19 protein-coding genes and 8 tRNA genes are annotated in these 23,889 nt (G+C 60.7%); 20 read left to right on the top strand and 7 right to left on the bottom strand.

Annotation, left to right across the window (positions count from 1 at the left end; all coding sequences use genetic code 11):
* Positions 1-228 precede the first annotated feature (228 nt).
* Complete coding sequence (locus ACTG27_RS07110) at positions 229-684, bottom strand: YchJ family protein (RefSeq protein ID WP_075115082.1); 456 nt, start codon at positions 682-684, stop codon at positions 229-231.
* Between the two features lie 123 nt (positions 685-807).
* Here ACTG27_RS07110 and ACTG27_RS07105 point away from each other — a divergent pair, with 123 nt between their 5' ends.
* The 4 genes from ACTG27_RS07105 to ACTG27_RS07090 all read left to right on the top strand — a co-directional run bounded on the left by ACTG27_RS07105 (position 808) and on the right by ACTG27_RS07090 (position 5,727).
* A complete protein-coding gene (locus ACTG27_RS07105; RefSeq protein ID WP_439979393.1) occupies positions 808-2,475 on the top strand; it encodes a methyl-accepting chemotaxis protein in 1,668 nt (555 codons plus the stop codon).
* 132 nt (positions 2,476-2,607) lie between these two features.
* Entirely contained in the window at positions 2,608-3,819 is a 1,212-nt protein-coding gene (locus tag ACTG27_RS07100) for an ROK family protein (RefSeq protein WP_042055876.1), read from the top strand.
* Positions 3,820-3,993: 174 nt separating this feature from the next.
* A complete protein-coding gene (locus tag ACTG27_RS07095; RefSeq protein WP_129503924.1) occupies positions 3,994-4,749 on the top strand; it encodes a tRNA-uridine aminocarboxypropyltransferase in 756 nt (251 codons plus the stop codon).
* A 201-nt stretch (positions 4,750-4,950) separates the two neighbouring features.
* On the top strand, positions 4,951-5,727 hold the full coding sequence (locus ACTG27_RS07090) for a TSUP family transporter (protein ID WP_257700815.1): 777 nt from the start codon (positions 4,951-4,953) through the stop codon (positions 5,725-5,727).
* A 76-nt stretch (positions 5,728-5,803) separates the two neighbouring features.
* On the opposite strand, the gene ACTG27_RS07085 is transcribed toward ACTG27_RS07090, so the two are convergent.
* Together ACTG27_RS07085 and ACTG27_RS07080 are read right to left on the bottom strand one after the other, a co-directional pair.
* Positions 5,804-6,670: a LysR family transcriptional regulator gene (locus tag ACTG27_RS07085; RefSeq protein WP_265062736.1), complete on the bottom strand. Its 867-nt coding sequence runs from the start codon at positions 6,668-6,670 to the stop codon at positions 5,804-5,806.
* A gap of 69 nt (positions 6,671-6,739) precedes the next feature.
* Positions 6,740-7,657 carry a DMT family transporter gene (locus tag ACTG27_RS07080; RefSeq protein WP_439979392.1) on the bottom strand — a complete coding sequence of 306 codons (918 nt, stop codon included), beginning with the start codon at positions 7,655-7,657 and terminating at the stop codon, positions 6,740-6,742.
* A gap of 173 nt (positions 7,658-7,830) precedes the next feature.
* Here ACTG27_RS07080 and ACTG27_RS07075 point away from each other — a divergent pair, with 173 nt between their 5' ends.
* The 3 genes from ACTG27_RS07075 (at position 7,831) to ACTG27_RS07065 (ending at position 11,526) form a co-directional block, all read left to right on the top strand.
* Positions 7,831-8,709 (top strand): helix-turn-helix domain-containing protein, encoded by an 879-nt coding sequence (locus tag ACTG27_RS07075; RefSeq protein WP_439979391.1) that lies wholly within the window; start codon positions 7,831-7,833, stop codon positions 8,707-8,709.
* A gap of 262 nt (positions 8,710-8,971) precedes the next feature.
* Positions 8,972-10,609 (top strand): ATP-dependent endonuclease, encoded by a 1,638-nt coding sequence (locus ACTG27_RS07070; protein WP_005333463.1) that lies wholly within the window; start codon positions 8,972-8,974, stop codon positions 10,607-10,609.
* Positions 10,610-10,806: 197 nt separating this feature from the next.
* Positions 10,807-11,526 carry a hypothetical protein gene (locus ACTG27_RS07065; RefSeq protein ID WP_088868835.1) on the top strand — a complete coding sequence of 240 codons (720 nt, stop codon included), beginning with the start codon at positions 10,807-10,809 and terminating at the stop codon, positions 11,524-11,526.
* Between the two features lie 108 nt (positions 11,527-11,634).
* Here ACTG27_RS07065 and glgX read toward each other — a convergent pair whose 3' ends face one another.
* The gene (glgX, locus tag ACTG27_RS07060; protein WP_058058466.1) at positions 11,635-13,698 is read right to left on the bottom strand and encodes a glycogen debranching protein GlgX; all 2,064 of its coding nucleotides are present in this window, start codon (positions 13,696-13,698) and stop codon (positions 11,635-11,637) included.
* Between the two features lie 196 nt (positions 13,699-13,894).
* Here glgX and ACTG27_RS07055 point away from each other — a divergent pair.
* The 10 genes from ACTG27_RS07055 (at position 13,895) to yjjG (ending at position 17,499) form a co-directional block, all read left to right on the top strand.
* Positions 13,895-13,971, top strand: a tRNA-Met gene (locus ACTG27_RS07055).
* A gap of 95 nt (positions 13,972-14,066) precedes the next feature.
* Positions 14,067-14,143, top strand: a tRNA-Met gene (locus ACTG27_RS07050).
* An 88-nt stretch (positions 14,144-14,231) separates the two neighbouring features.
* Positions 14,232-14,308 (top strand) — tRNA-Met (locus ACTG27_RS07045).
* 88 nt (positions 14,309-14,396) lie between these two features.
* Positions 14,397-14,473 (top strand) — tRNA-Met (locus ACTG27_RS07040).
* 88 nt (positions 14,474-14,561) lie between these two features.
* A tRNA-Met gene (locus ACTG27_RS07035) sits at positions 14,562-14,638 on the top strand.
* Between the two features lie 88 nt (positions 14,639-14,726).
* Positions 14,727-14,803, top strand: a tRNA-Met gene (locus ACTG27_RS07030).
* Between the two features lie 88 nt (positions 14,804-14,891).
* A tRNA-Met gene (locus ACTG27_RS07025) sits at positions 14,892-14,968 on the top strand.
* An 88-nt stretch (positions 14,969-15,056) separates the two neighbouring features.
* Positions 15,057-15,133, top strand: a tRNA-Met gene (locus tag ACTG27_RS07020).
* Between the two features lie 171 nt (positions 15,134-15,304).
* The gene (locus ACTG27_RS07015) at positions 15,305-16,804 is read left to right on the top strand and encodes a M17 family metallopeptidase (protein ID WP_439980503.1); all 1,500 of its coding nucleotides are present in this window, start codon (positions 15,305-15,307) and stop codon (positions 16,802-16,804) included.
* A 14-nt stretch (positions 16,805-16,818) separates the two neighbouring features.
* Complete coding sequence (gene yjjG, locus ACTG27_RS07010; RefSeq protein WP_005361017.1) at positions 16,819-17,499, top strand: pyrimidine 5'-nucleotidase; 681 nt, start codon at positions 16,819-16,821, stop codon at positions 17,497-17,499.
* A gap of 116 nt (positions 17,500-17,615) precedes the next feature.
* On the opposite strand, the gene ACTG27_RS07005 is transcribed toward yjjG, so the two are convergent.
* From ACTG27_RS07005 to dusC, 3 genes are all read right to left on the bottom strand, one after another.
* Positions 17,616-18,335: a substrate-binding periplasmic protein gene (locus tag ACTG27_RS07005; RefSeq protein WP_081043461.1), complete on the bottom strand. Its 720-nt coding sequence runs from the start codon at positions 18,333-18,335 to the stop codon at positions 17,616-17,618.
* 160 nt (positions 18,336-18,495) lie between these two features.
* On the bottom strand, positions 18,496-18,864 hold the full coding sequence (locus ACTG27_RS07000) for a TraR/DksA family transcriptional regulator (protein WP_005333451.1): 369 nt from the start codon (positions 18,862-18,864) through the stop codon (positions 18,496-18,498).
* A gap of 97 nt (positions 18,865-18,961) precedes the next feature.
* Positions 18,962-19,906: a tRNA dihydrouridine(16) synthase DusC gene (gene dusC, locus ACTG27_RS06995; protein WP_439979390.1), complete on the bottom strand. Its 945-nt coding sequence runs from the start codon at positions 19,904-19,906 to the stop codon at positions 18,962-18,964.
* A gap of 123 nt (positions 19,907-20,029) precedes the next feature.
* On the opposite strand from dusC, the gene ACTG27_RS06990 reads away from it, so the two are divergent.
* The 3 genes from ACTG27_RS06990 to dnaX all read left to right on the top strand — a co-directional run bounded on the left by ACTG27_RS06990 (position 20,030) and on the right by dnaX (position 23,809).
* Entirely contained in the window at positions 20,030-20,407 is a 378-nt protein-coding gene (locus tag ACTG27_RS06990) for a YbaN family protein (RefSeq protein WP_064335934.1), read from the top strand.
* Positions 20,408-20,541: 134 nt separating this feature from the next.
* Positions 20,542-21,087: an adenine phosphoribosyltransferase gene (apt, locus tag ACTG27_RS06985; RefSeq protein WP_005352403.1), complete on the top strand. Its 546-nt coding sequence runs from the start codon at positions 20,542-20,544 to the stop codon at positions 21,085-21,087.
* A gap of 172 nt (positions 21,088-21,259) precedes the next feature.
* Complete coding sequence (gene dnaX, locus ACTG27_RS06980; RefSeq protein ID WP_439979389.1) at positions 21,260-23,809, top strand: DNA polymerase III subunit gamma/tau; 2,550 nt, start codon at positions 21,260-21,262, stop codon at positions 23,807-23,809.
* Positions 23,810-23,889: the final 80 nt, after the last annotated feature.

The following is a 23,889-nucleotide window of genomic DNA, read 5'->3' as shown; positions in this document are numbered from 1 at the left end:
TCTCTTCCAGATGAGGCCAGTGTGGCCGACTTCTGAGTGGAAATGTTTGATATGGGCCAAATTTGCGCTCGTAAACGCTCATTTGCTCGTGCGTTAATGAGCATTATGTGACATTTGTCACGCTTGTTATCGCATCGGTTTGTGGGCTGGTGGCGAATAACAGGCACAAAAAAGGGGCATCGGATGCCCCTTGTCACTGTTTGACGAGTCTGGAGGGGGTGTGATGGGTCAGCCGCAGCACTTCTTGTGCTTTTTGCCGCTGCCACAGGGGCAGGGATCGTTGCGCCCCGCCTTGAGGGGGGCCGGATCCTGCTCCCCCTCGGTGTAGACCCAGCGCCCCTGATAACGCACGAAGCGAGAACGCTCATGGAGGCAGTGACGCTCATCCCCCTCCAGAAACCAGGCTTTGAACTCCACCATCCCGGTTTCATCCTCCGGGCCGCCCTGGCTGGCGATGATCTCGAGACCATCCCAGCGGGTGTCGATGCGTGAAAGCTCTTCGGCGGTGAGACCGCCAAGGTGAGCCGGGTGCCAGCTATGGACCAGATACTCTCCCAGACCCAGCACAAAAGCGCTGTAGCGCGAGCGCATCAGCTGTTCCGGGGTGTCAGCCACTGCGCCACTGTGACGTGAGCCACAGCACAATTCGAGAGAAAGGGTTGAGCCGCAAGGACAAAGATTCATGATTTTCACGTTCTGGCCGATTTGTTTAAGGGAATTGTAACGAAAGCTGGGCTCGCCCTGCCAGCACCTATACTGATGAGTAAGCAAGGAATTCCAATAAAAACAGCTGCAAGGATGTGAAAGATGACGCTAAAGCAGAAAATCCTGTTACTGGGTGCAGTACCCGTGCTGTTGATGGCCCTGGTGGTCAATCTCAGTAACTACATGGTCTCCAAGAGTGATCTGGAGTCTGATCTGGTGGTGGCGAGGGAAAATGCTATCAAGGAGCGTAAAGCGCTGCTAAGCAGTTACATCATGATGGCCAAAACCGCCGTCGATGCCGTTTATGCGCTGCCGGATTCTCCGGAAAATCGTCAAAAGGTCAAAGAGTTGCTCAGGCCGCTGCGTTACAGCAGTGACGGCTACTTCTTTGTCTATGACTTCGAAGGCAACACCATACTGCTGCCGGTGCGTACCGAGCTGGAGGGGAAAAACCGCTGGAACGACAAGGATGCCAAGGGCAAGTTGCTGATCCAGGAGATCCTCAAGTCGGCCCGTCAGGGGGATGGTTTTACCGAATACTGGACGGCCAAGCCCTCCATCGGTCGCGATGCTCCCAAACTGGCCTTTACTCTGGTGCTGGACAAATACCAGTGGGCCATTGGCACCGGTTTTTATATCGATGATATCGACAACGAGCTGGCGGCCTTGCGGGCAGAGCGCGAGAGCAACATGCATGCCTCGTTGCAGAGCAGTGTGCTGGTGATCCTGCTGATCCTGGGTATCACCCTGGCGGCGACCGTCATTGTGGGCAACCGGGTCACCAAGCCGTTGGCGGATGCGGTGCTGGCATTGAACGATATTGCCAACGGCGACGGGGATCTGACCCAGCGTCTCAAGGTGCAGAGTCAGGACGAGATTGGCCAACTGGCCAGCGCCTTCAACCGCTTTGTCGAGCGGATCCAGTCGGTGGTGAGTCAGGTGGGCGAGACCAGCAACCACCTCTTCAGCGCGGTCGACAAGTTGCACCATCTGAGCGAGCACTATGACCATCAGATGCAGGGCCACAGTCGCGAGACCGATCAGGTGGTCACTGCGGTGACCGAGATGAGCTCCACCGCTCAGGAGGTGGCGGCCAGTGCCTCCAATGCCGCGACGGCAACCAGCGATGCGGCCCGTGAGTCGGACGCCGCCCGGGGGGTGGTGAGCGGGGCCATCAACAGTATCAACCGGCTGGTGGGGGAGGTACATACCGCCTCCGGCGTTATCGAGCAATTGGCGCAAGAGACCGCCAAGATTGGCTCTGTGGTGGAGGTCATTCGCGGCATTGCCGAGCAGACCAACCTGCTGGCGCTGAACGCCGCCATTGAGGCGGCCCGTGCCGGTGAGCAGGGGCGGGGCTTTGCGGTGGTGGCGGACGAAGTGCGTTCGCTGGCCGGTCGTACTCAACAGAGCACCAAGGAGATCAACGAGATGCTGCAACGTCTGCAGGGCGGGGTGAAGCAGGCGGTGGAGGTGATGCAGGCGAGCGAGGAGCGCAGCCAGGAGACGGTGCAGGAGGCGAGCCATATCGCCAGCTCCCTCGACAGCATGGTGATGGCGGTCAGTACCATCAACGACATGAACATTCAGATCGCCACCGCCGCCGAGGAGCAGCACGCGGTCTCCGAGGAGATCAACAAGAACCTGGTGGCCATTCAGCAGATTGTCAGCGAGCTGACCAGCGCGGCGGTGGAATCCAACAGCACCACCCGCGATCTGGCCAGTACCGGTGACAAATTGCGCAAACTGGTGTCGCAATTCCGTTATTGATCTTGCAATGGTCCGTGACGGCCACCACAAGATGCGGCCTGACCCCCGGTTCAGGCCGCACTTTATTTGGGGATTGACCAATAATGTGTGAAAATTGCCAGCCTCTTTTTTTCAGCCTTTGCCCCATACCCTATGAATGAGATCGTGAAAGGTAGTATCGATTTGATCCGGCAGCTCAACTACGGCCTGGTCTATGCCAGCCTGGAAGAGCACAAGGAGCTGTCGCGCACCGATCTCTCCCGCCTGACCGGCCTCTCGCCTGCCAGTATCACCAAGATCACCCGGGAACTGCTCGATGGGGGTCTGGTGGTCACCTGTGGTGAAAGTTCGGTGGGGCGCGGCCGTCGTCAGACCTTGCTGCGCATTAACGAGCGCCGCTTCCAGTTTCTCTCCATGCGTCTTGGCCGTGGCTACGTGGATATGGCGCTGTTTGACTTCTCCGGTCGCTCGCTGGCCCGCCAGCGCCACCTCTTTACCGAGGAGGAGCGCGCCGATCTGCTGGGCAGTCTGGTGCATGCCATCAAGGTGTTTTTGCCGAGAAAGTCCCTCAGTCTGGCCTGTATCGCCCTCTGTCTACCGGGTCAGGTAGAGCGCCACTCCGGCATGGTCAAGCACTTCCCCTTCTACGATCTGCGCAACTGGCCCCTTGGCCCGACTCTGCAACAGGCGTTCTCGGTACCTGTGCTGGTGAGCGGTGACGTGCGCACCTGGATCCAGGCCGAGCGGGAGTGGGGGGCCGCCAAAAATTGCGCCGATGCGGTGCTGGTGTTTGTCCACAACGACATCGGTGTTGGCATGGTGGTCAATGGCCAGCTCATCGAGAGCGAGAATGCACTGCTCGGGGATCTCAGCCACCTGCAGCTCGAACCTTATGGCCAGCGCTGCTACTGCGGCGGCTTTGGCTGTGCCTGCACCCTGGTGACCAATCAGGCGCTGGAGGCGCAATACCGGGATCTGCGCGAACGGATGCAGGAGCACGACTTGCCCGAGAGCGTCACCATCCGCGAGCTGTGCGAGCTGGCGCTGGCGGGCAACGGCCTTTGTCAGGATATTCTCCATCAGGCGGCGGGCCGCCTCTCCAAGGTGCTCTCCAATCTCATCTGCCTGCTCAATCCGGGCAAGCTGCTGCTCGGGGGCGAGATCACCCGTGCCGATCGGCTGCTGTTCCCCATGCTGCACCAGTCGCTGGCCAGCCAGCTGCCCGCCGAATATCTGGTGCGGCTGCAGATTGAATCGACCCACTTCTACGAAGACCCCACCAAGCCCACCTCGGTGCAGGTGCACAAGGCGCTGCGCGATGGCAGCCTGTTGCTGGAGCTGCTGCGCAGCTGTCAGGAGTCGTAAGGCAAGAGGGGTTGGCACTGCGTTTGGCGAAAGGGGAAGGGATTGCTGTTCCGCCAGCGCGTAACTCGGTACAATCTTGCCCTTTTCCGGCAGCCCCCCTGTTATCACGCCCCGTAGCGCCATGACATGTTGGCACCGCTGCCGTTCCTGTTTTGACTCCAGTTGTGAACCTAGATGAAGCCTGTTCCTGATCACGCCGTCAACCGCCTGCGGGCCTGGCGCAAGAGTATCTCTACCCGACCGTTTCTCGCCCGTGGCGGCACCCTGGCCCGCTGTCCGGCCTGTCAGTTGCGCGAGGATTGGTGTGCCTGCGAGTGGCGCCCCGAGCTCAAAGCGGAGGCCGGTTTCTGCCTGCTGATGTATGACAGTGAGCCGATGAAACCCTCCAACACCGGTCGCCTCATAGCCGATGTGTTGCCGGATACCACCTGGGCCTTTCTCTGGTCGCGCACCCAGCCCCATCCCGAGCTGCTGGCTCTGCTGGCCGATCCCGCCTGGCAGCCCTATGTAGTCTTTCCCGCTTGCGAGAAGGAGCCTGCCCGCCTGACCGGCGAGGTGACGCTGGCACCGGGTAAAAAACCGCTCTTTATCCTGCTCGACGGCACCTGGCCGGAGGCACGCAAGATGTTCAACAAGAGCCCCTATCTGGACGGTTTTCCGGTGCTCGCCATCAAACCCGATACGCTCTCCACCTATGGTATGCGGGTGGCCAACTGCGATGAGCACCTCTGCACCGCCGAAGTGGCGGCCTGCGTGCTGGAAGTGGCGGGGGAGCTCAAGGCGGGGCAGGCACTGCAGCACTGGTTCAACTTGTTCAGCAGCCGTTACATGGCCGGTCGGGTCAGCCGTTTCCCCGGTGCCGATGAGGATCATCTCTGTGAGGCGCTGGCAGCCATCAAGGAAGCGAACGTCGCTTCACCGGCTTGCTAACTGGCCCTCTGAGGGGGGGCCAGGGGCATGGCTGCTCAAATTAATGAAAATCAAGAATCAATTGGCTGCCACTGTTTCGTTAGATTCATGGTCAGTGGCTCGCTAGGATAGCGGACAGCCTGTGCCCCCCCGCACAACGTCGTTTTGGTTAGCTCCGGTTGCCCGGCCCCTTCGGGCAACCCACTCTCGTGAGGTCTATGGATGGAATTGGAACTGGTTACCCTGTTTGCCCTGTTCGGTGTGGCGCTCATCGCCGGCTTTATCGATGCCATCGCCGGTGGCGGCGGCCTGTTGACGGTGCCGGCCCTGCTGGCGACCGGCATGCCGCCCGCGCTGGTGCTCGGCACCAACAAGCTGCAGAGCAGTTTTGGCTCCTTCTCCGCCACCTGGTTTTATGCCCGCAAGGGGCTGCTGGAGTGGGCCATGATCTGGCCTGCGGTGATCTGCACCTTTATCGGTGCGGCCATCGGCACGCTGGCGGTACAGACCATAGACGCCGCCATTCTCGAGCGCCTGCTCCCTTTCCTGCTGATGGCCTTTGCCTGCTACTTCTACTTCTCGCCGCGGGTAAGCGATGCCGAGAGCTCCCGCCGTCTGACTCCCATGCTGTTTGCGCTGTTGGTGGGGGGCGGTGTCGGCTTTTATGACGGCTTCTTCGGGCCGGGCACAGGTTCGTTTTTTGCCATTGGTTTCGTGGCGCTGGCGGGCTTTGGCATGGCGCGCGCCACCGCCCATACCAAGCTGCTCAACTTCACCTCGAATATCGCCTCCCTGCTGTTCTTTGCGCTCGGTGGCAAGGTGGTGTGGAGTGTCGGTTTTTGCATGGCGCTGGGGCAGTTCATTGGGGCCCGCTTCGGCTCCAAGATGGTGTTGAAAAAAGGGGTGAAGCTGATCAAGCCGCTGCTGGTGACCGTCTCCTTGCTGATGTCTGCCAAGCTGGTGTGGAGCCAGTATCCGGAGCTGTTTGTCTGGATCTGATGTGCGCCTTGCTTGCCGCATCGCAATTGTTAACGGGGCCCTTGGGCCCCGTTGTCATATCTGGTGTTTTACAGCGCTAGCGCGGCGTGTCGCTGCGGTGGCGAAAGTGTTGGTGCAGGGCGCTCACCAGCCTGGCAATGCGCTCGCGCTTTAGGCTGTTTGGCCGGTAGACCAGATGAAGGGGGCGGCCTAGCCCGGGCAGTGGGCGGGCCATCTCCCCCTGTTCTCCCACCAGCCCCAGCAGGCCAGCGGGGAGTAGCACAGGGCCAATACCTGCCTTGGCGAGTTCGATGAGCGCCAGATAGGAGTCGAGCTCCATGGCGGGCTCCAGCCCCATATCAGCCAGCGGTTCGCGCAGGTAGCGGTTGGAGGGGTTCTCCAGATCCATGGTGAGGATCTTGCGCCTGCTTTCTGTGTTGGCTGGTGGCAGGCTCGGCTGCGCCTCGCCCACCAGATAGAAGGGCTCCTCAAGCAGCAGATCGGCGCCGAGGCCATGGCCGGGAGGGAGCCGACCGGCGCAGATGCCGAGCAGGGCATCACCGCTGCGCACCCGCGCCAGAATGACCGGCGTGTGGTGGGTAGAGAGGGCAAGGTGGGGATCGCGCTCCAGATAGTCGCGCATAAAGTGGGCGAGATAACCGGCCAGCAGGGTTTCGGAGCAGGCGATGGGGAGGGGGCTGTGATCCGCCAGATCCTGACTATCGGCCAGCACTCCCTTCATTTCGGCCAAGCTCGGGGCCACTCGTTCCAGCAGCTCCTTGGCCTGCGGGGTGAGCCGGATCTGGCGCCCCTCCGGCTCAATCAGCTTCTTGCCAAGGCGCAGCTCCAGCTGGGCAATCCGCTTGCTCACTGCCGACTGGCTGATATAGAGGCGACTGGCCACCTTGGCCATGGTTCCTTCACTTGCCAGTAGGCTCAGCGTCTCCAGCCCTTCCAGTAACATCTCGCCCCCTTGTTTATCGCCATCAGGATCGTCACAGATTGATCAGCGCTACCTTAGGGGCTGACTGGCTCAGGAGCAAGGGTCGTTTGCTGCCTTGGCCGGTCGAATGCGCCATTCACTTAAGGGCGGTGCGAAGATCACCAGATTGCCGATGAGGCTGATCACCACTCCGGCCACCGAGACCGGCTGCCAGACAAAGCCTTCATAGAAGGTGGAGAGGGTAAGCGCCACCGACGGAAAGAGCACGGTGGCGTAGGAGGCCTTGCTGGCACCGATGCGCCCCACCAGCGTCAGATAGGCGGTAAAAGCGATCACCGAGCCAAACAGGGCGAGGTAGACCATGGCCGCCAGATAGTGGCCATCGGTCGGCACCACCAGTTGCTGCCCGAGCAATGTGACCCAGCCCAGCAACAGCACCACGCCGTAAACCATGCCCCAGGGCACCAGTTGCAGTACGTGGTAGCCGTGGCGCTGGCCCCGTGCCGAGACCAGATTGCCCAGCGAAAAGCAGAGGGTGCCGCCGCAGGCGAGCAGCAGCCCCTTCCAGCCGTTTGCACCCAGTTGCGCATCTGCCAGCACCGGCCAGAACAGTAACAGGGTGCCAAAGAGCCCCAGCAAGGAGCCTTGCAACCAGCGCAGGGTGGGGCGCTTGTTCTCGAACAGCCAGAGGTTGAGGCCGTTGAAGATGCTGGCACTGGCGAAGATCACCGCCGACATGCCGCTCGGGATATAGCGTGTGGCGTGGTAGAAGCAGAGAAAGTTGGTGGAAAAGAGCAGGGCACCGAGCAGCGCCGCATAGCGCTGGCCATGCCACGGCAGGCGCGGAAAGCGGCCGCTGGCGGTGAGCAGTGCAAACAGTGCCACCGCTGCCAGCAGGAAGCGATAGAGCACCGACACCTCGATGGGGATGGGGCCAAGTTGCCAGGCGATGGCAATCCAGGTGCTGCCCCAGATAAGCACGGTGGCAAGATAGAGCATCAGATTCATCACTGTTCCGGTGAGTCAGGGAGAGATGACCCACTATGGGGCGAGCCCTGATGGCTGGATTGCACCATCTTGCGGTTTTTCATCGTCACGCGCTGTCATCTGCGGGCGCGGTCGGTAAGATGGATGGCAGCGGGATAACCCGTACACATAACCGGAACAGGCGGCAGGGGCGAATGAAAACAGCAGGGGTATTTGATGCACTGGTCAGCACCGGCGCCCGGCTGGAGGACGCTTGCTGGCTCGAACCCGGGCTTGGCGTCGCCAGTTGGCGCAACTGCTATGACCAGACCCGCTACCACAAGCCGGGCCACCACACCCTGAGCGTCTATCTGCAGGGGGGCGAGCAGACCGAGCGACTCGATGGGACGGGTGGCCACGGCGGCACCGGCAAGGTGTGCATCATGCCGGATCACCACAGATCCGAGTGGCTGGTGCGCGAAGAGTTTCGCTTCTTTCATCTCTACTTCACCCCGGCTCACCTCACCCGTATCACCGAGGAGGCGTGTGACAAGGAGGGGCGCCACCTGCAACTGGTGGACAAGACCTTTATCGACGATCCGCAGGCGGCCGGACTGGTGCAGCGCCAGTTGATGCAACTGCAGTGGCAGCACGGGGTCGATCGGCTGGCGCTTTCCCACGGCGCCTGGATGTTGATCCTCCACGCCTACCGCCACCACACCGAGGAGGCTCCCGGTCTGCCGCCTCTGCGCGGCGGGCTGGCGCCCGTGGTGATAAAACGGGTGCAGGAGTATCTGCAGGCCCATCTGGCCGATTCGATCACGCTGGCAGAGCTGGCGCAGCAGGCGGGGCTGAGCGAGTATCACTTTGCCCGCATGTTCGGTCAGAGTCTCGGCTGCCCGCCCCATCGTTATCTGCTTGGGCTGCGGCTCAAACGGGCCAAGCAGCTGTTGGCTGGCCCCGAGCCGCTGGCCAGTATCGCCAGTCAGTGTGGCTTCTCTTCCCAGGCCCATTTCGGCAATCGTTTTCGCGAGGCGTTTGGTTTGACGCCGGGGCAGTGGCGGGCACAATTGTCATCTTCCCGTCACAGATAACCCTGAGACTTTGGGCAAAAGAGGTGTACTCTCTACCACTTATCCATTGAAAGGAATGCCCATTGAATTATCGCAAACGTCAAATCCGTACCCGTCATCTCTGGTTCAGCCACTGGAATGCCCCGCAAGATCGCACCGCTGTCGTTACCCCTCCCGAACCTGCAGTGCCTCACAGTTCACGTTGAAAAAGCCCCACCTGCGATAGGATTTTTCCGGTAACTTTGCCACTATTGCCCCATCACAATGATGTGGACATGGCTGGATGTTTCTGGAACGTATTGAAGTCAAAGGTTTTCGCGGTATAAATCGCCTGTCGCTCGGGCTGGATCAGACCACAGTGCTGATCGGCGAGAATACCTGGGGTAAATCGAGCCTGCTGCGCGCCCTCTGGTGTCTGCTGGGGCAGGATGCCGAGCCCTATCAGTTCACCGCCGAGGATTTTCACCAACCGGAAGATCCCGAATTGGCCCCGGCGCGCCACTTGCAACTGGTGCTCACCTTCAGTGAGCACAGACCCCAGATGTGTCAGCACTCCCGTCGGCTGGCCCGTCTTTGCCCCTCCTGGGTGCTGCACAAGGACAAATTCCACCGCATTCACTATCGCGCCAGCGCCGAGCTGCAGGCGGATGGCTCTGTGCTCACCATTCACGACTTTCTCGACGGGGTAGGCAAGAGCCTGCCCATCGCCAACACCCACGAGCTGGTCTGCATGCTGATCACCATGAACCCGGTGTTCCGGCTGCGGGACGCCCGTACCGCTCGCAACGGGGTGGAGACATTGCAGTGGGGAGATCTCTCCGAGCATCGCCTGAGCGAGCTGGCGGACAAGCTGATCGACGAACCCCAGCGGATCGGCGAACCGGAGCTCAAAGAGGCGTTGCAGGCGGTGCGCCAGCTGATGGATCACTACTTCAACGCTCTGGCCCCCATCAAGAACAAGCCGCGCAGTCAGCGCGACATCATCAATCGCCCCATGACATTGCGCAATCCTGGCAACCTGCATACCCTGCTGCGCCGCGCCGATAACCGCGCGCTGCAGCTGGCGATGGCGGGGATGGCGGCTACCTTGTTGCAGGCGCGGGGCAACCGCGAGCTGGAGGAGGGGGCCCGCCCCATCATGATCTTGGAGGATCCTGAGAGCCGGCTGCACCCAACCATGCTGGCGCTGGCGTGGGGGCTGCTGGAACAACTGCCGGGCCAGAAGCTGCTCACCACCAACTCGGGGGACTTGCTCTCTTCCCTGCCGCTCAATCAGGTGCGGCGGCTGGTGCGCCGTCAGCAGGATATCCTCTGTCACCAGCTGGGGGGCGAGCGTTACAGCAGCGACGATCTGCGCAAGATCGCCTTCCATGTGCGGATCAACCGCCCCATGTCGCTGTTTGCCCGTTGCTGGCTGCTGGTGGAGGGGGAGACCGAGATCTGGCTGCTCTCCGAGTTGGCGCAGATCTGCGGTTACAGTCTGCGGGCCGAAGGGGTGCGGATCATCGAGTTTGCCCAGTGCGGCCAGTCGCCGCTCATCAAGGTGGCGCGGGATTTTGGCATCGAGTGGCACCTGCTGACCGATGGCGACGAGGCGGGGCTCAAGTATGCCACCTCGGCCCGTGGCCAGCTCAAGGGCGAGCGGGAGCGGGACCGACTGACTCAGCTCCCTGCCGCCGACATCGAGCACTACCTCTATCACAACGGTTTTGAAGCTGTGTTTCGCCGCGAGGCGGGGGTGGGCGGGCGCGCCATGTGGAGCGCCAGTCACATCATCAACAAGGCGATCCATCACCGCAGCAAGCCGGGAATGGCGCTGGCGGTGGTGGAAGAGGCGGAGCGGCTCGGCGCCGAGCATATTCCGCCGGTGATCCGCCAGATGTTTGCCCGGGTGGTGGCGCTGGCCCGTGGTCAGGGCTAACGCCAGCGCCGCATCCCGTCATTATGGGCATGGCTGCCAGCAGGACGCCCTTCAAGGTGGGCCGTGCTGGCGGAAATTGCCCCGGATTGTTTGCCCACGATTGTTTGTCGCGATTGGGGATAGCCGCCGGTTTGGGTATACTCGCCCCTCTCTGGCGCCCCGGTGGCGCACCTCGAATCTTTACTGCTGGAGGCGTCGTGTTCGTCCAACTCCCTTTTTGGCTCTTTCCTCTCACCGGATTGATGGCGCTTGGCGCCCTGATCGCCCTCGGTATCGTGCTGTGGCGCGGTGATATCTGCCCTGGCCAGCGCTCGCGCATCAGTCAGCAGCTCTTCTCCATCTGGGTCATTACTGCGCTCTCCCTGATGCTGGCGGTTGAGGCCAAGGCGGCCAGCTGGCTCATCTGGAGTGGTGGGGCTGCACTGGTGCTCGGGGTTGGCTTGTCGCTGGCCCAGTCACGGCTGGAGGGCAAGCGTTCAGTCCCCTCGACACTGCTCTGGCTACCGGCGTTGCCGCTCGCTCTCTATGGCATCGGGCTGCTGCAACTGCAGGGCTGGGTGAGCGGTCTGCTGCAGATGGCGATGCTGGGGGCGGCTTTTGCCCATCTGATGCTGCTGCGGGCCCGTCATCGCCTCAAGGCATTCAATACCCTGTTGCCGCTGGCCGGTCTGGTGGGGGCGATGGCCAGCCTTGTCTGGCTGGCAGTGCTGGTGGGCTGGCAAGGGGGTGAGGCCAATCTCGATGCCCTGATCCCGGCGGTGGTGACCCAGGCAGCGCTGCTGGTGGCCTCTCTGCTGCTCTGGTTCAGCCCACTCTACTTGCAGCGTGATACCGCGCCAGTGGTGGTCTCCACCTCCCTGTGTGGCCTGCTGATCGCCCAGATTGCCGCTACCAGTGTGTTGCACCAGCTGATCTGACACTGGCGCTGAAAAGAGAAAGCCCCGAGCCAACACTCGGGGCTTTTGTATATCTGGCTTGCAGGAATCGCAGCAATCCATTAGCAGCAATCAAGCAGCAGCTATCGATCAATAGAAGTCGTCGGCCCCGCAGATAAAGAGGCAACTGCTGCGCGGCTGGGCCAGATATTCCCGGGTCAATCCCTCCAGCGGCATGCCGAAGGTGCAGATATCTTGCGGCGAGGGGAGGGCGGTATCGAGGATCCGCCGCCAGTAGCCGCCGACCCCCTTTGGCGGGCTCGGCAGGTTGAAGGTGAGGGGCTCCCAGTAGGCGTTGAACAGCACATAGAGCGCCAGCTTGGTTTCGCTCGACAGCGCCGACATGGCGATGGCGTGGGAGTGGGGGCTGAAATCCGGTTGCCCGGCGTTGACCCCGTGCCAGCAGATCTCGCTGTGGCGCAGGATCTCGGTGAGCGACAGCGGCATGCTCTCCTGCTCCGGGCGCTGGAACAGGTGTTTGCGGTACTGGATCAGCTCCTTCATAAAGCGGAACATCTCCTGACTGCGGGCATTAGGCAGCCAGTTCATCCAGCAGGTGGCATTGTCCTGACAGTAGCCGTTGTTGTTGCCCCGCTGTGTGCGCAGCAGCTCGTCTCCCATCAGCAGCATGGGGGAGCCCACCGAGAGCAGGGTCGCCACCATCATGTTTTTGGCCTGGCGCATCCGCAGAGCGTTGATCTGGGGATCTTCCGTTACCCCTTCATGGCCGTGGTTCCAGCTGAAGTTGTGATCGCAGCCGTCACGGTTTTCCTCCCCGTTGGCCTCGTTGTGCTTGCTGTTGTAACTGGCCCAGTCCCACAGGGTAAAACCGTCGTGGCAGGTAACGAAGTTGATGCTTTTCTCGGGATCGGCGTGGTGATAGTGGTAGATGTCGGGACTGCCGCAGAGCCGCTCGACAAAGGCGGTGACGCTGTTGTCATCCCCGCGTAGGAAGCGGCGTACATCATCCCGGAACTGGCCGTTCCACTCACGCCAGCGGGCGCCGGCCAGTGACCCCACCTGATAGAGCCCCCCCGCGTCCCAGGCTTCGGCAATCAGCTTGATGTCGGCGATGTTGGGGTCGGTATCTATGGTGCGTAAGGTGGGGGCATTGGCCTGCGGCTGACCCGATTCATCCCGCGACAGAATGGCGGCCAGATCAAACCGAAAGCCATCGACGTGCATCTCCTGACGCCAGAAGTGGAGGCTGTCCATGATCATCCGCAGCACCACCGGATGGGCGCCGTTGAAGGTGTTGCCGCAGCCCGAATAGTTGGTGTCCTTCTGGTTGTTGTCGAGGATGTAGTAGGCCTCGTTGTCGATGCCGCGAAACGAGAAGGTGGGGCCATCATCTCCCCCTTCGGCGGTGTGGTTGTAAACCACGTCCAGGATCACCTCGATATTGGCCTTGTGCAGCGCCTTGACCATGTCGCGAAATTCGGTCAGCGGATCATCGCCGCAGGCGTATTGGGCGTGGGGGGCGAAAAAGGACATGGGGCTGTAACCCCAGTAGTTGGAGAGTCCTTTGGGCGCATCCTGAGGATCGAACTGGAACACCGGCAGCAGCTCGACGGCGGTGACACCGAGAGATTGCAGATAGGGGATCTTCTCAATCAGCCCGAGATAGGTGCCACGCAGCGCCGGATCGACCCCGGAGCTCGGGGACTTGGTAAAGCCCCCCAGATGCAGCTCGTAGATCACCGAGCGGGAGAGGGAGTGAGCGGGCAGTTTGTCTCCTTCCCAGTCGTAGTGGCGAGTATCGACCACCTTGTTCTTGGCGCAACAAGCCAGATTGCTGCCTGGACGGGCCGCCGCCCATCGATCGTAATTGGCGCCAAGCTCGATGCTGCGGCCGTAAGGGTCGAGCAACACCTTCTCGGCATCGAAGCGGGTGCCGCCATATGGGCGCCACGGGCCCTGAATGCGATAGGCGTAACGCTGCCCGACCGAGATCCCCTCCACATGGATATGCCAGTAGTAGGCGGTGCGGTTAAGGCGCGGGGATAGGGGGATCACCTCGGGGGTCGCATCGTCTGCGCTTGCGAAGAGCAGCAGTTCGACCCGGCTGGCGAGGCGTGCCCAGATCGCGAAGTTGACGCCGTTACTGTCGGGTGTGGCCCCCAACTGACGGCAGTGACCGGCGGAGATGCGCATATTCTACCTACCCAAAATGAGGAGTGTTCACCTTATTGAGTGTAGTGCCGGATGCCTGGCAAGGACTCGATTGCCTGAAAAAACAGCATGATGCTGCTAATGACCGCACTATTTGTCCGATTAATCTACGAATAAACTTTTTTTGAGATATTTACTTGCAATCTGTGCGCTGGCGCCTATTATTGGCGACCTCAGACGCGGGGTGGAGCAGCCCGGTAGCTCGTCGGGCTCATAACCCGAAGGTCGTCAGTTCAAATCTGGCCCCCGCAACCATCTGAGATCCTGACCAGTCAAGCCGGTGTAACCGGTTGGTGGGAAAGGAGAAATCGAACTGGCTACTGCTCGGCCACTTCGAGAAAAAATTCGGACGCGGGGTGGAGCAGCTCGGTAGCTCGTCGGGCTCATAACCCGAAGGTCGTCGGTTCAAATCCGGCCCCCGCAACCAACTTTTTCGTCAGCCTGCGATTGCGTAAACAATCTAAGGCGGACAAACGCCATCAAGCTACTGCTCGGCTTGAGGGTGACAATTCGGACGCGGGGTGGAGCAGCTCGGTAGCTCGTCGGGCTCATAACCCGAAGGTCGTCGGTTCAAATCCGGCCCCCGCAACCAACTTTTTCGTCAGCTTGCGATTGTATAAACAGTCGAAAGCAGACAAACGCCAGCAAGCTACTGCTCGGCTTGAGTGTGACAATTCGGACGCGGGGTGGAGCAGCTCGGTAGCTCGTCGGGCTCATAACCCGAAGGTCGTTGGTTCAAATCCGGCCCCCGCAACCAACTTTTTCGTCAGCTTGCGATTGTATAAACAGTCGAAAGCAGACAAACGCCACCAAGCTACTGCTCGGCTTGAGGGCGACAATTCGGACGCGGGGTGGAGCAGCTCGGTAGCTCGTCGGGCTCATAACCCGAAGGTCGTCGGTTCAAATCCGGCCCCCGCAACCAACTCTTTCGTCAGCTTGCGATTGTGTAAACAATCGAAAGCTGACAAACGCCACCAAGCTACTGCTCGGCTTGAGGGCGACAATTCGGACGCGGGGTGGAGCAGCTCGGTAGCTCGTCGGGCTCATAACCCGAAGGTCGTCGGTTCAAATCCGGCCCCCGCAACCAACTCTTTCGTCAGCTTGCGATTGTGTAAACAATCGAAAGCTGACAAACGCCACCAAGCTACTGCTCGGCTTGAGGGTGACAATTCGGACGCGGGGTGGAGCAGCTCGGTAGCTCGTCGGGCTCATAACCCGAAGGTCGTCGGTTCAAATCCGGCCCCCGCAACCAACTCTTTCGTCAGCTTGCGATTGTGTAAACAATCGAAAGCTGACAAACGCCACCAAGCTACTGCTCGGCTTGAGGGTGACAATTCGGACGCGGGGTGGAGCAGCTCGGTAGCTCGTCGGGCTCATAACCCGAAGGTCGTCGGTTCAAATCCGGCCCCCGCAACCAACTTTCTGTACATTCCCTTCCTGTATTGCCAATCATTGAACAATCCTTCTTGATGCTCGTCACCATCTGGTGATTGCTGCTATTTCTGACGCTTTTTCAAGACCAAAACTGGTCGTATCAACCATTTGTTGGGTATCATCAGGTATCTCTTCATGGATGAGGCACGCGCCTGTGATCACTCCCTTCACCTATCTTCCTCCTGCTATTGAAAGCCGGGATGCCACGCTGGCCGAAGCCCTTGCCCAAGGGCTGCCGTTGCAACTGCTGATGATCGCTGAAGAGCAGAAGGAGTCCTTGCTTTCGCTCCCCGCCCTTGCGGGTCTCCAGACCCAGCTTGCGCTGGGGAAAAAAGCGCCCTTTACCCTGATGCATGGCAATACCCTGTTGCAGGTGATGTTTGTGGCCGGCAGTGTGACGCGGGATCACCGCCTCTATAAACAGATCAGAGGCTGGATTGCTCCTCTTTCTGGGCTCAATGTGGAGCGGCTCGGGCTGCATCTGGAAGGTTTTTCTCCCTCCGAGCGAGTGATGCTGGCCGAAGTGATGTTGTCAGCCCTACTTGCCGCCAATATTTCGTTGCCCACCAGCAAGCGACGCAGTGAAAGCAGCTGGAGCTATCAGCAGATCAAGGTTTCACCCGCAGTGGTGCTGGACCTGGCACGCCTTTACAGCGAAGCGGGGGGCAACGGGCTGGCTCGCCATCTGGCGGTGTTGCCTGCCTCCGAGCTGACGGCCGCCAGCTATCGCGAGTTTGTCAGCAAGCTGGCGCAAGATGAGGGGTGGCAGTGCCATCACTATGATCAGGCGCAGCTGGCCGAGCTGGGGGCGGGGGCTTTTCTGGCTGTTGCTCGTGGTTCGGAAGACAATCAGGGGGCCATGGTCAAGCTCAGCTACTATCCACCCAAGCCGGTGCGCCGCATTGCGTTGGTGGGCAAGGGGATCTGCCACGACTCTGGCGGTTACAACCTCAAGGTCTCCGGCAGCATGTATGGCATGCATTTGGACATGGGGGGCAGCGCGGTGGCGCTGGGGGCCCTCTACGCCATCAGCCGAGCTCAGCTACCCTACGAGGTACACTGCTGGCTGGCCATTGCCGAGAACCATATCGGCCCTCACGCCTATCGTCCTGGCGAGGTGGTGACTGCCATCAATGGCACCTCCATCGAGGTGGTCGATACCGATGCCGAAGGGCGAATGGTATTGGCCGACACCCTGGCGATGGCGGTGCAGGATACTCCGGATCTGCTGCTCGATTACGCGACCCTGACAGGGGCCTGCAAACGGGCGCTGGGTAGCCGCTACAGCGGCGTCTTTACCAATCGCAGCGAATGGATGGCATCACTGGTCAATCTGGGTCAGCGCAGCGGTGAACGAGTCTGGCCCTTCCCGCTTGATGACGATTATGACGACAACATCGAAAGCGAGTGGGCCGATCTGTTGCAGTGTGCGCCGGGAAGTTCGCCGGATCACATTGATGCGGCCCGTTTCCTCGCCCACTTCGTGCCCGAGCAGACCCCCTGGCTGCACTTCGACCTGAGCGGTTTTCGCAACAAGGGGGGCAATGGGGTGGTCTCCAGCGAAGTGACCGGCTTCGGCGTGCGTCTCACGCTGGATCTGCTGGCCAGTCCGCTTGGCAGAGTTGGTCGCCAAGCCTCTGAACAATCTGAATGATAACAAGGAGTTCTGTGAAACAACCAAGCTATGACTGGGTGCTGTTCGATTTGGATGAAACCCTGCTCGATTTTCCGGTCGCCTCTGCGCTGACGCACACCTTGCAGATCTATGGCGTACAGGCTGATGACGCCAGCATGGCGCAGTACCACGCCCTCAACCACGGGCTCTGGCAGCAGTACAACGACGGCGAGATCGATGCAACGGCGTTACAGCAGACCCGCTTCTCCCTCTTTGCCCAGCAGGTTTCCGCCGATCCCATGGCGATGAACAACACCTTTCTGGAGCAAATCATTGCCCTTAGCATGCCTCTCGAAGGGGTGGTCGAGACCCTGCAGCAGCTGCGCAGCAAGGTGCGGATGGGGATCATCACCAATGGTTTCAGCGTGCCCCAGCGGGGGCGGCTCGGCAAACTGGGCTGGAGCGAGTGGTTCGAGCCGCTGGTGATCTCCGACGAGATCCGGGTGACCAAGCCGGCGCCAGCTATTTTCCAGCACACCCTCTCCCTGATGGGGCAGCCGGATCCTGCGCGGGTGCTGATGGTGGGGGATAATCCGAAAACCGATATTGCCGGGGCGGCGGCGCAGGGGCTGGCAACCTGCTGGTACAACCCGGCGCGGCAAGCGGGCGAGTGCGATGCCACACACGAAATCCACCACTTCGCCCACCTTGCCGACATTGTGCTGGGACGCTGATAGCCAAGTTTAACTATCACGTTATCGGTGACCAAAACGTCCTGGCAAGTTGCAACCAGGGTTGTTTGAGACAGGATTGGGTTTGCTTGAGACAGTAAGGGGAGCTGATGCTCCCCTTACTTATGAGTGTTTTCCTGTGAATGCAGGGATCTGAACTGATAGCGATCGAGGATCTGCTGATAGTCGGGACTCTGTTTCAATTGATCGATAGCCTGATTGATCCGCTGCAGTTGCGCCTCTGTGGTGCTCTCTTTGCTCAGCATCAGGTGAACCGGCGTGACTTCGATACGCAGCAGGGTATGCAGCTGATCCTGCGCTTCATCCTTATCCTGCCACCCCTGCAGTCCGTGGGGATCCAGAATAAACCCCTGGATCCGACCCCCTTGCAACATCTTCAGCAGCTGATCCAGCCGCAGGCGCATCTGCAAGCGAGGCTGCAGCTCGGGCCTTGCCATCAACTGGCGGAAGGTAGTGCCGTAATCAAAGCCCTTGAGCACCCCGATATGGAAGTTGGGGGTGTTGATCAACTGCTCGAGGGTGGTGATCCCGCGCCAGCGTTCGGCATCTTGCCGGCGGATGATGATGGCCGTCTCCTCTTCCCGATAGGGGTGGCTGAAGCGGGCATATTGCTGCCGCTCGGCGGTGATATTGGCTGACATGGTCAGCTGAACCGTGCCGAATTTCAGCTCGTGCAGCACGCGAGCCCAGGGCATTTCATTGAATTTGGCCTGATAACCGGCCCGCAGGAAGATGGCATTGAGCAGCTCCACATCCAGTCCGCGGAGCTGTTGTTGTTCATTGCGATAACTGAAGGGCTGCCAGTCGACCCAGCCCACGACCAATGACTTTTGTGCCGTAGCCTGGCAACACAAACACCATAACAACAAGAGTCTGTACACAACGCATACCCTCGAACAGGCTGATACGGTGAGTATTGGACAGGAACGACGGAGTAACCAGTGCTGAGGGTTGAGCGGATGCACAGATGTGCATCCCTCACAGTTCGTGGGCGTGGAATCCCTTGCGATAGCGGGTTTCACAGCGCGGGCAGCGTTGCAGGGTCGGATCCTGTTCCAGCTGTTCGATGGAAAGCGGCTCTTCACAATCGGAGCAGAGGCCATAGAGGCCGAGATCCATCTGGCAGAGTGCCGCATCGATCCGCTTGAGGCGGGCCACGCTCTGTTCAACCTTCGGCAGATCCAGCCGGCTGGTCAGTTCCACCAGTTGATCCTGCTCGCAGTGACCGACCTGCTCGGCCCACTCGTCACGGCGGCAGGCTTTGAGCTGACCGATCAGCGTTTCTCGTACTTGGGCCCAGTCTGACAGCAGGCGATTACGCCAGACAGTCAACTGTGCTTGCGTCATTTCACACACATTATCCCCCACAGGACAGACGACAGATTCGGGGCAGTATAGGGATCCGATAACTCTATCAAGATGATATGCGTCAAGTTAAACGTGGTTAGCCGTGGCTTTTGGCTGCTCGCAGCAGGGCATCGCGGATGGGAGCCGTCTCTTTGAGCACCCGGATCTCCTGAAACAGCAGGTCCGCTTCGGGATATTCCCGCTTGAGATAGCTGAACCACTGTTTGATGCGGCTGGGGTAGTAGTCGGCTTTTTCGCTGGCCAGATCCTGCTCGGTATAGCTCACCATCAACTGCAGCACCTCGGCCCAGCTCATGTGCGGGCAGCCGGTTTTCATCACGTTGGCCAGATTGGGCAGGGAGATGGCGCCGCGCCCGACCATCAGGGCATCGCAACCCGAGACCCTGGCGCAGGCGAGGGCATCTTTGTGATCCCAAATTTCGCCGTTGGCGGTGACGGGGATGGACAGGGCGCGGCGAATGGCGTCCACATATTCCCAGTGGGCGGGGGCCTTGTACCCTTCGCGCTTGGTGCGGGCATGAACGGCCAGCTCGTTGGCGCCCCCCTTGAAGACCGCCTGAGCGTTCTCCAGATAGAGATCCTTGTCATCGTAACCGAGGCGAATTTTGGCGCTCACCGGCAGATGGGCGGGCACCGCCTCGCGCACCGCCTTGACGATGCGGTAGATGGTCTCGGGCTCTTTGAGCAGCACCGCACCGCCCTTGCTCTTGTTGACCGTAGGGGCGGGACAGCCGAAGTTGAGATCAACGCCGGGGGAGCCCAGCTCGATGGCGCGCACGGCGTTCTCGGCCAGCCACTCGGGGTGTTGGCCCAGCAGTTGTACCCGCACCGGGGTGCCTGCGCGGGTTTTGCCATCTTGCAGCAGTTCAGGGCAGAGGCGGTAGAACACCTTGGCGGGCAGCAGCTGATCGACGACCCGGATAAACTCGCTCACGCAGAGATCGTAATCATTGACGGAGGTGAGTACCTCCCGCATCAGGTGATCCAGTACCCCCTGCATGGGGGCCAAAATAACGCGCATAACGGCTTTCCGACGAGAGTGGGGAGAAAAAAGAGCGCAGATTGTAGTGGGGTTGCGGCCCGCTGTCAGCACCCGCTCAAACTCTGTTAGGCTAGAGGGAGATAAATCACGCAAGGAGAAGGAATGAAGCGTTGGTGTCTGATGGCGCTCGGGTGGCTGGCATTTGCCACCGGTATCGTGGGCATTGTGCTGCCGCTATTGCCGACTACCCCCTTCATGTTGCTGGCTGCCGCCCTGTTTGCCCGCTCGTCGCCCCGTTTTCATCGCTGGCTGTTGACCCATCCCTGGTTTGGCCCGCCCATCGTGGATTGGCAACAGTATCGCGGCATTCGTCGTCAGGCCAGACGGCGCGCCATTATCTTCATTTTGCTCACCTTTTCGGTGTCGCTGGCGGTGGTGCCACTGCTGTGGGTCAAGGGGTTGCTGGTTATCATAATGGTGATCCTGCTCACCTGGTTAATGCGTCTGCCGGTGCTGGAGCCAGTTGCAATGGTGAAGTGAAGTCCCTAAGCTATTGCAGCAATAATGCTATGGAGTCGGCCTGTCATTTTTGCGTGACAGGCTTTTTTATTTCCCGCAGAAGGGAATTGAGAAAAAATGGCCACCCTTGGGTCAAAAAAATAAGCGGTCAACACATGAATCCGGAAACCCTGAAATTTATCGAAGCAAGCATCAAGACCATTCCCGACTATCCGAAGCCGGGCATTCTGTTTCGTGACATCACCAGCCTGATCGAGAACGCCGAGGCCTTCAAGGCCACCATCGATCTGCTGGCCAATCATTATCGTGATCAAGGGATCACCAAGATTGTTGGCACCGAAGCCCGCGGCTTCATCTTTGGCGCGCCGGTTGCTTATGCCATGGGGCTGGGCTTCGTGCCGGTCCGCAAGCCGGGCAAGCTGCCGCGCGAAGTGATCGAGGAGTCCTATGCCCTCGAGTACGGCACCGACACCCTGCAACTGCACACCGATGCCATCGTGCCCGGTGACAAAGTGCTGGTCGTGGACGATCTGCTGGCGACCGGTGGTACCGTTGATGCGACCGTCAAGCTGATCCGCCGCGCCGGTGGTGAAGTGGCCGATGCGGCCTTCATCATCTCCCTGCCGTCTCTGGGCGGTGATGCCCGTCTGACTGCCGCTGGCATCAAGGTGGTCTCACTGGTCGAGCTGGCTGGCGAGTAATGCCTCTTCGGCCCGATCCTCTGCATCGGGCCTGCATTGAACCGGTGCCCGTGCGGGCATCGGTTTGAAAATCAAGCGATCCCTCCCGCTCTCACCGATAGCCGATACAGCCAGCCCGCCATTTGTGTTAGCATCCGGCCTCAATGCCCTGTCTTCCCTGCATGATGGATTTATGAGCTATCAGGTTCTGGCGCGTAAATGGCGCCCCCATACGTTTGAACAAGTGGTAGGCCAGCAACATGTGCTGACCGCCTTGACCAACGCCCTGGATCAGGGACGGCTGCATCACGCCTATCTGCTGAGCGGTACCCGTGGGGTCGGCAAAACCACCATCGCCCGTATTCTGGCCAAGAGCCTCAACTGCGAGCAGGGGATCAGCAGCCACCCATGCGGTGTCTGCGATACTTGCCGCGAGATCGATCAGGGCAACTTTGTCGACCTGCTGGAGATTGACGCGGCGTCCCGCACCAAGGTGGAAGATACCCGCGAGCTGCTCGACAACGTGCAGTACCGTCCGGCCCGCGGCCGCTTCAAGGTCTACCTCATCGATGAAGTGCACATGTTGTCGCGCCACAGCTTCAACGCGTTGCTGAAAACCCTGGAAGAGCCGCCCCCCTATGTGAAGTTTCTGCTGGCCACCACGGATCCGCAGAAGTTGCCCATTACCATTCTCTCGCGCTGCCTGCAGTTTCATCTAAAGAGTCTGGATCAGACCCAGATCGCCAAGCAGCTCGAATGGGTGCTGGATCAGGAGGGGCAGCCCTTCGAACCGCGCGCCCTGCTGGCTTTGGCCAAAGCCGCTGACGGCAGTATGCGAGATGCCCTGAGCTTGACCGATCAGGCGCTGGCTCACGGCAATGGTAGCGTGCGCCTCGAGAGTGTGCTGGCGATGCTGGGCACGCTCGATCACCGCCATCTGCACCAGCTGCTGGAAGCCATTTTGCGGCAAGATGCCCCCGCGACCATGGCCAAGATCACCGAGATCGCCACCCTGGGCCCCGATTTTGATCAGCTCCACGCCGAGCTGGAAGGCTTGCTCCATCGCATCGCCATGGCGCAGCTGCTGCCTGCCAGTGTGCAGGAGCAGGGGGCGGATGCCGATTCCCTGCTGCAACTGGCCAAGGCGATGAGCCCGGAAGAGGTGCAGCTCTGCTACCAGATCGTGCTGGGTGGTCGTAAAGATCTGCCCTGGGCCCCCGATGGCCGCACTGCGCTGGAGATGACCTGCCTGCGGATGCTCGCCTTCTCCCCAAGGCGCGATGCCCTGCATCCGGCCAGCCTCACCGCGTTGCCCCCGTCAATGACGAGCAATGCCACTCCGGTAGCCTCCTTGCCGGGAAAGCGCCCGGCCGCTGAATCGGCCGCACTGGCACCGATCAGCGGCGCCGTGCCCGCGGTTGATATCTCCATGCCAGCGATGGCGGATGATATCGGCAACCCCGCCGATAGCGAGGAGGAGGCGCAAGCCGCCGAGCTGTTCAGCCAGCAGGATGAGTTGCTGCGCGAGGCTGCGGGCATGGGGTATCAACCCGAGCCCGCGTTGCCCCATGCGCAGCCTGATGTGCCAGTGCACTCAGCCGCACAGCCCGTTGATGCTGATGATCGAGTGCCTTCCGCAGTCGATATGGACTATTCCCGTAGCGAGCCGCTGACCGCCCCTTTCGAACCCGCGCTCGAACCGACAACCGAGCCGGTTGCCGCACCTGAAGCTGTGTCTGCGGTATCGAGCATGCAGAGCCTGCTTGGCAAGCGAAATATGCTGCGCAGCCGCCAGCGTGGTCAGGATGCCCCGGCGGCGCCCGCACCGCGCGCAGTGCGCGCAGTGCCGGTTGCGCCAGCTCGTCCTGTCGCGCCCGCTGCTGCTCCGGCCGTCACCCAACAGCCAGCTCCGGTCGGCCAACCGGCCGGGCAGGGGATGGCGGCGATGGGTCACTATGTTGATCTGCCACCGGTGGATCTCTATGGCGACGGTTACGAGCCGCAGGGTGACAACGGGGAATACGAGGAGTACCTCAGTCAGGGCTTTGCCGAGCAGACTCAGGTGATGAGCCACGCCCCCGTCACGGCGCCGGCCCAGCCAACCGATCTGCCCCCCTGGGATCTCGACGGGCAGCCGAGCTATCGACCCGGTGAACGCAGTGCTGCGGCGCCTGCGGTGACGCCAGCCCCTGCGACCCAGCCGCCCGTTGCCAGCACGGCAGTGGCTGCTGCCCTTGTGACGCAGGATGAACCCCCTCAGCCAGTGATGGAGACCATCGACTGGGATGAGCTCGAGAGCGACAGCGAGCCGCAAGAGGGAGAGGCGACTCGCCTTATCCCCTCCTCGCTGCTCAATGGTTGCGGCGACCCTTGGGCCGAATTGATCGCTCACACTCAGGTGGGAGGGCGGCTGCGCCAGTTGGCCATCAACTCGGTGATGACGCGGGAAGGGGACAAGGTACTGCTAACCCTCAAGCCCGAGCAGCGCCATCTGGTGAGCGACAAGGCGCGCGCCGATCTGGCCGAGATCATCGGGCCAGCGCTGGGGCAACCGGTGCAGGTCGAGGTGACGCTTGGTGTGGTGCCTGACCAGGAGACCCCCCTCGAGATCGAACACCGCCTTTATCTCGGGGTGCGCGAGCAGGTGACCCGGGATCTGGAGCGGGATCCCAACGTACAGTTTTTAGTTCAGCGGTTTGGTGCCGTGCTTCATCACGAGAGCATCGAGCCACTCAACCGCTAAATTCCGTGGCCGGGAGCTTGCTTCCGGTTGAAAAGCAGTTTGGCTGTCCCCATCTAGGACAGACAAGCCCACAGCCCGGC

The sequence above is a fragment of the Aeromonas sp. 97A genome (assembly GCF_051919185.1).
GTDB classification, from domain to species: Bacteria; Pseudomonadota; Gammaproteobacteria; order Enterobacterales; family Aeromonadaceae; genus Aeromonas; species Aeromonas veronii.
The sequence above is the reverse complement of the archived record's forward strand: the minus strand, read 5'-3'. Positions and strand labels throughout refer to the sequence as shown.

Coding starts and splice junctions, on each gene's coding strand:
- ACTG27_RS07110 (WP_075115082.1), bottom strand. CDS start 684: ATGAATCTTTGTCCTTGCGGCTCAACCCTTTCTCTCGAATTGTGCTGT.
- ACTG27_RS07105 (WP_439979393.1), top strand. CDS start 808: ATGACGCTAAAGCAGAAAATCCTGTTACTGGGTGCAGTACCCGTGCTG.
- ACTG27_RS07100 (WP_042055876.1), top strand. CDS start 2,608: ATGAATGAGATCGTGAAAGGTAGTATCGATTTGATCCGGCAGCTCAAC.
- ACTG27_RS07095 (WP_129503924.1), top strand. CDS start 3,994: ATGAAGCCTGTTCCTGATCACGCCGTCAACCGCCTGCGGGCCTGGCGC.
- ACTG27_RS07090 (WP_257700815.1), top strand. CDS start 4,951: ATGGAATTGGAACTGGTTACCCTGTTTGCCCTGTTCGGTGTGGCGCTC.
- ACTG27_RS07085 (WP_265062736.1), bottom strand. CDS start 6,670: ATGTTACTGGAAGGGCTGGAGACGCTGAGCCTACTGGCAAGTGAAGGA.
- ACTG27_RS07080 (WP_439979392.1), bottom strand. CDS start 7,657: ATGAATCTGATGCTCTATCTTGCCACCGTGCTTATCTGGGGCAGCACC.
- ACTG27_RS07075 (WP_439979391.1), top strand. CDS start 7,831: ATGAAAACAGCAGGGGTATTTGATGCACTGGTCAGCACCGGCGCCCGG.
- ACTG27_RS07070 (WP_005333463.1), top strand. CDS start 8,972: ATGTTTCTGGAACGTATTGAAGTCAAAGGTTTTCGCGGTATAAATCGC.
- glgX (WP_058058466.1), bottom strand. CDS start 13,698: ATGCGCATCTCCGCCGGTCACTGCCGTCAGTTGGGGGCCACACCCGAC.
- ACTG27_RS07000 (WP_005333451.1), bottom strand. CDS start 18,864: ATGACGCAAGCACAGTTGACTGTCTGGCGTAATCGCCTGCTGTCAGAC.
- dusC (WP_439979390.1), bottom strand. CDS start 19,906: ATGCGCGTTATTTTGGCCCCCATGCAGGGGGTACTGGATCACCTGATG.
- ACTG27_RS06990 (WP_064335934.1), top strand. CDS start 20,030: ATGAAGCGTTGGTGTCTGATGGCGCTCGGGTGGCTGGCATTTGCCACC.
- apt (WP_005352403.1), top strand. CDS start 20,542: ATGAATCCGGAAACCCTGAAATTTATCGAAGCAAGCATCAAGACCATT.
- dnaX (WP_439979389.1), top strand. CDS start 21,260: ATGAGCTATCAGGTTCTGGCGCGTAAATGGCGCCCCCATACGTTTGAA.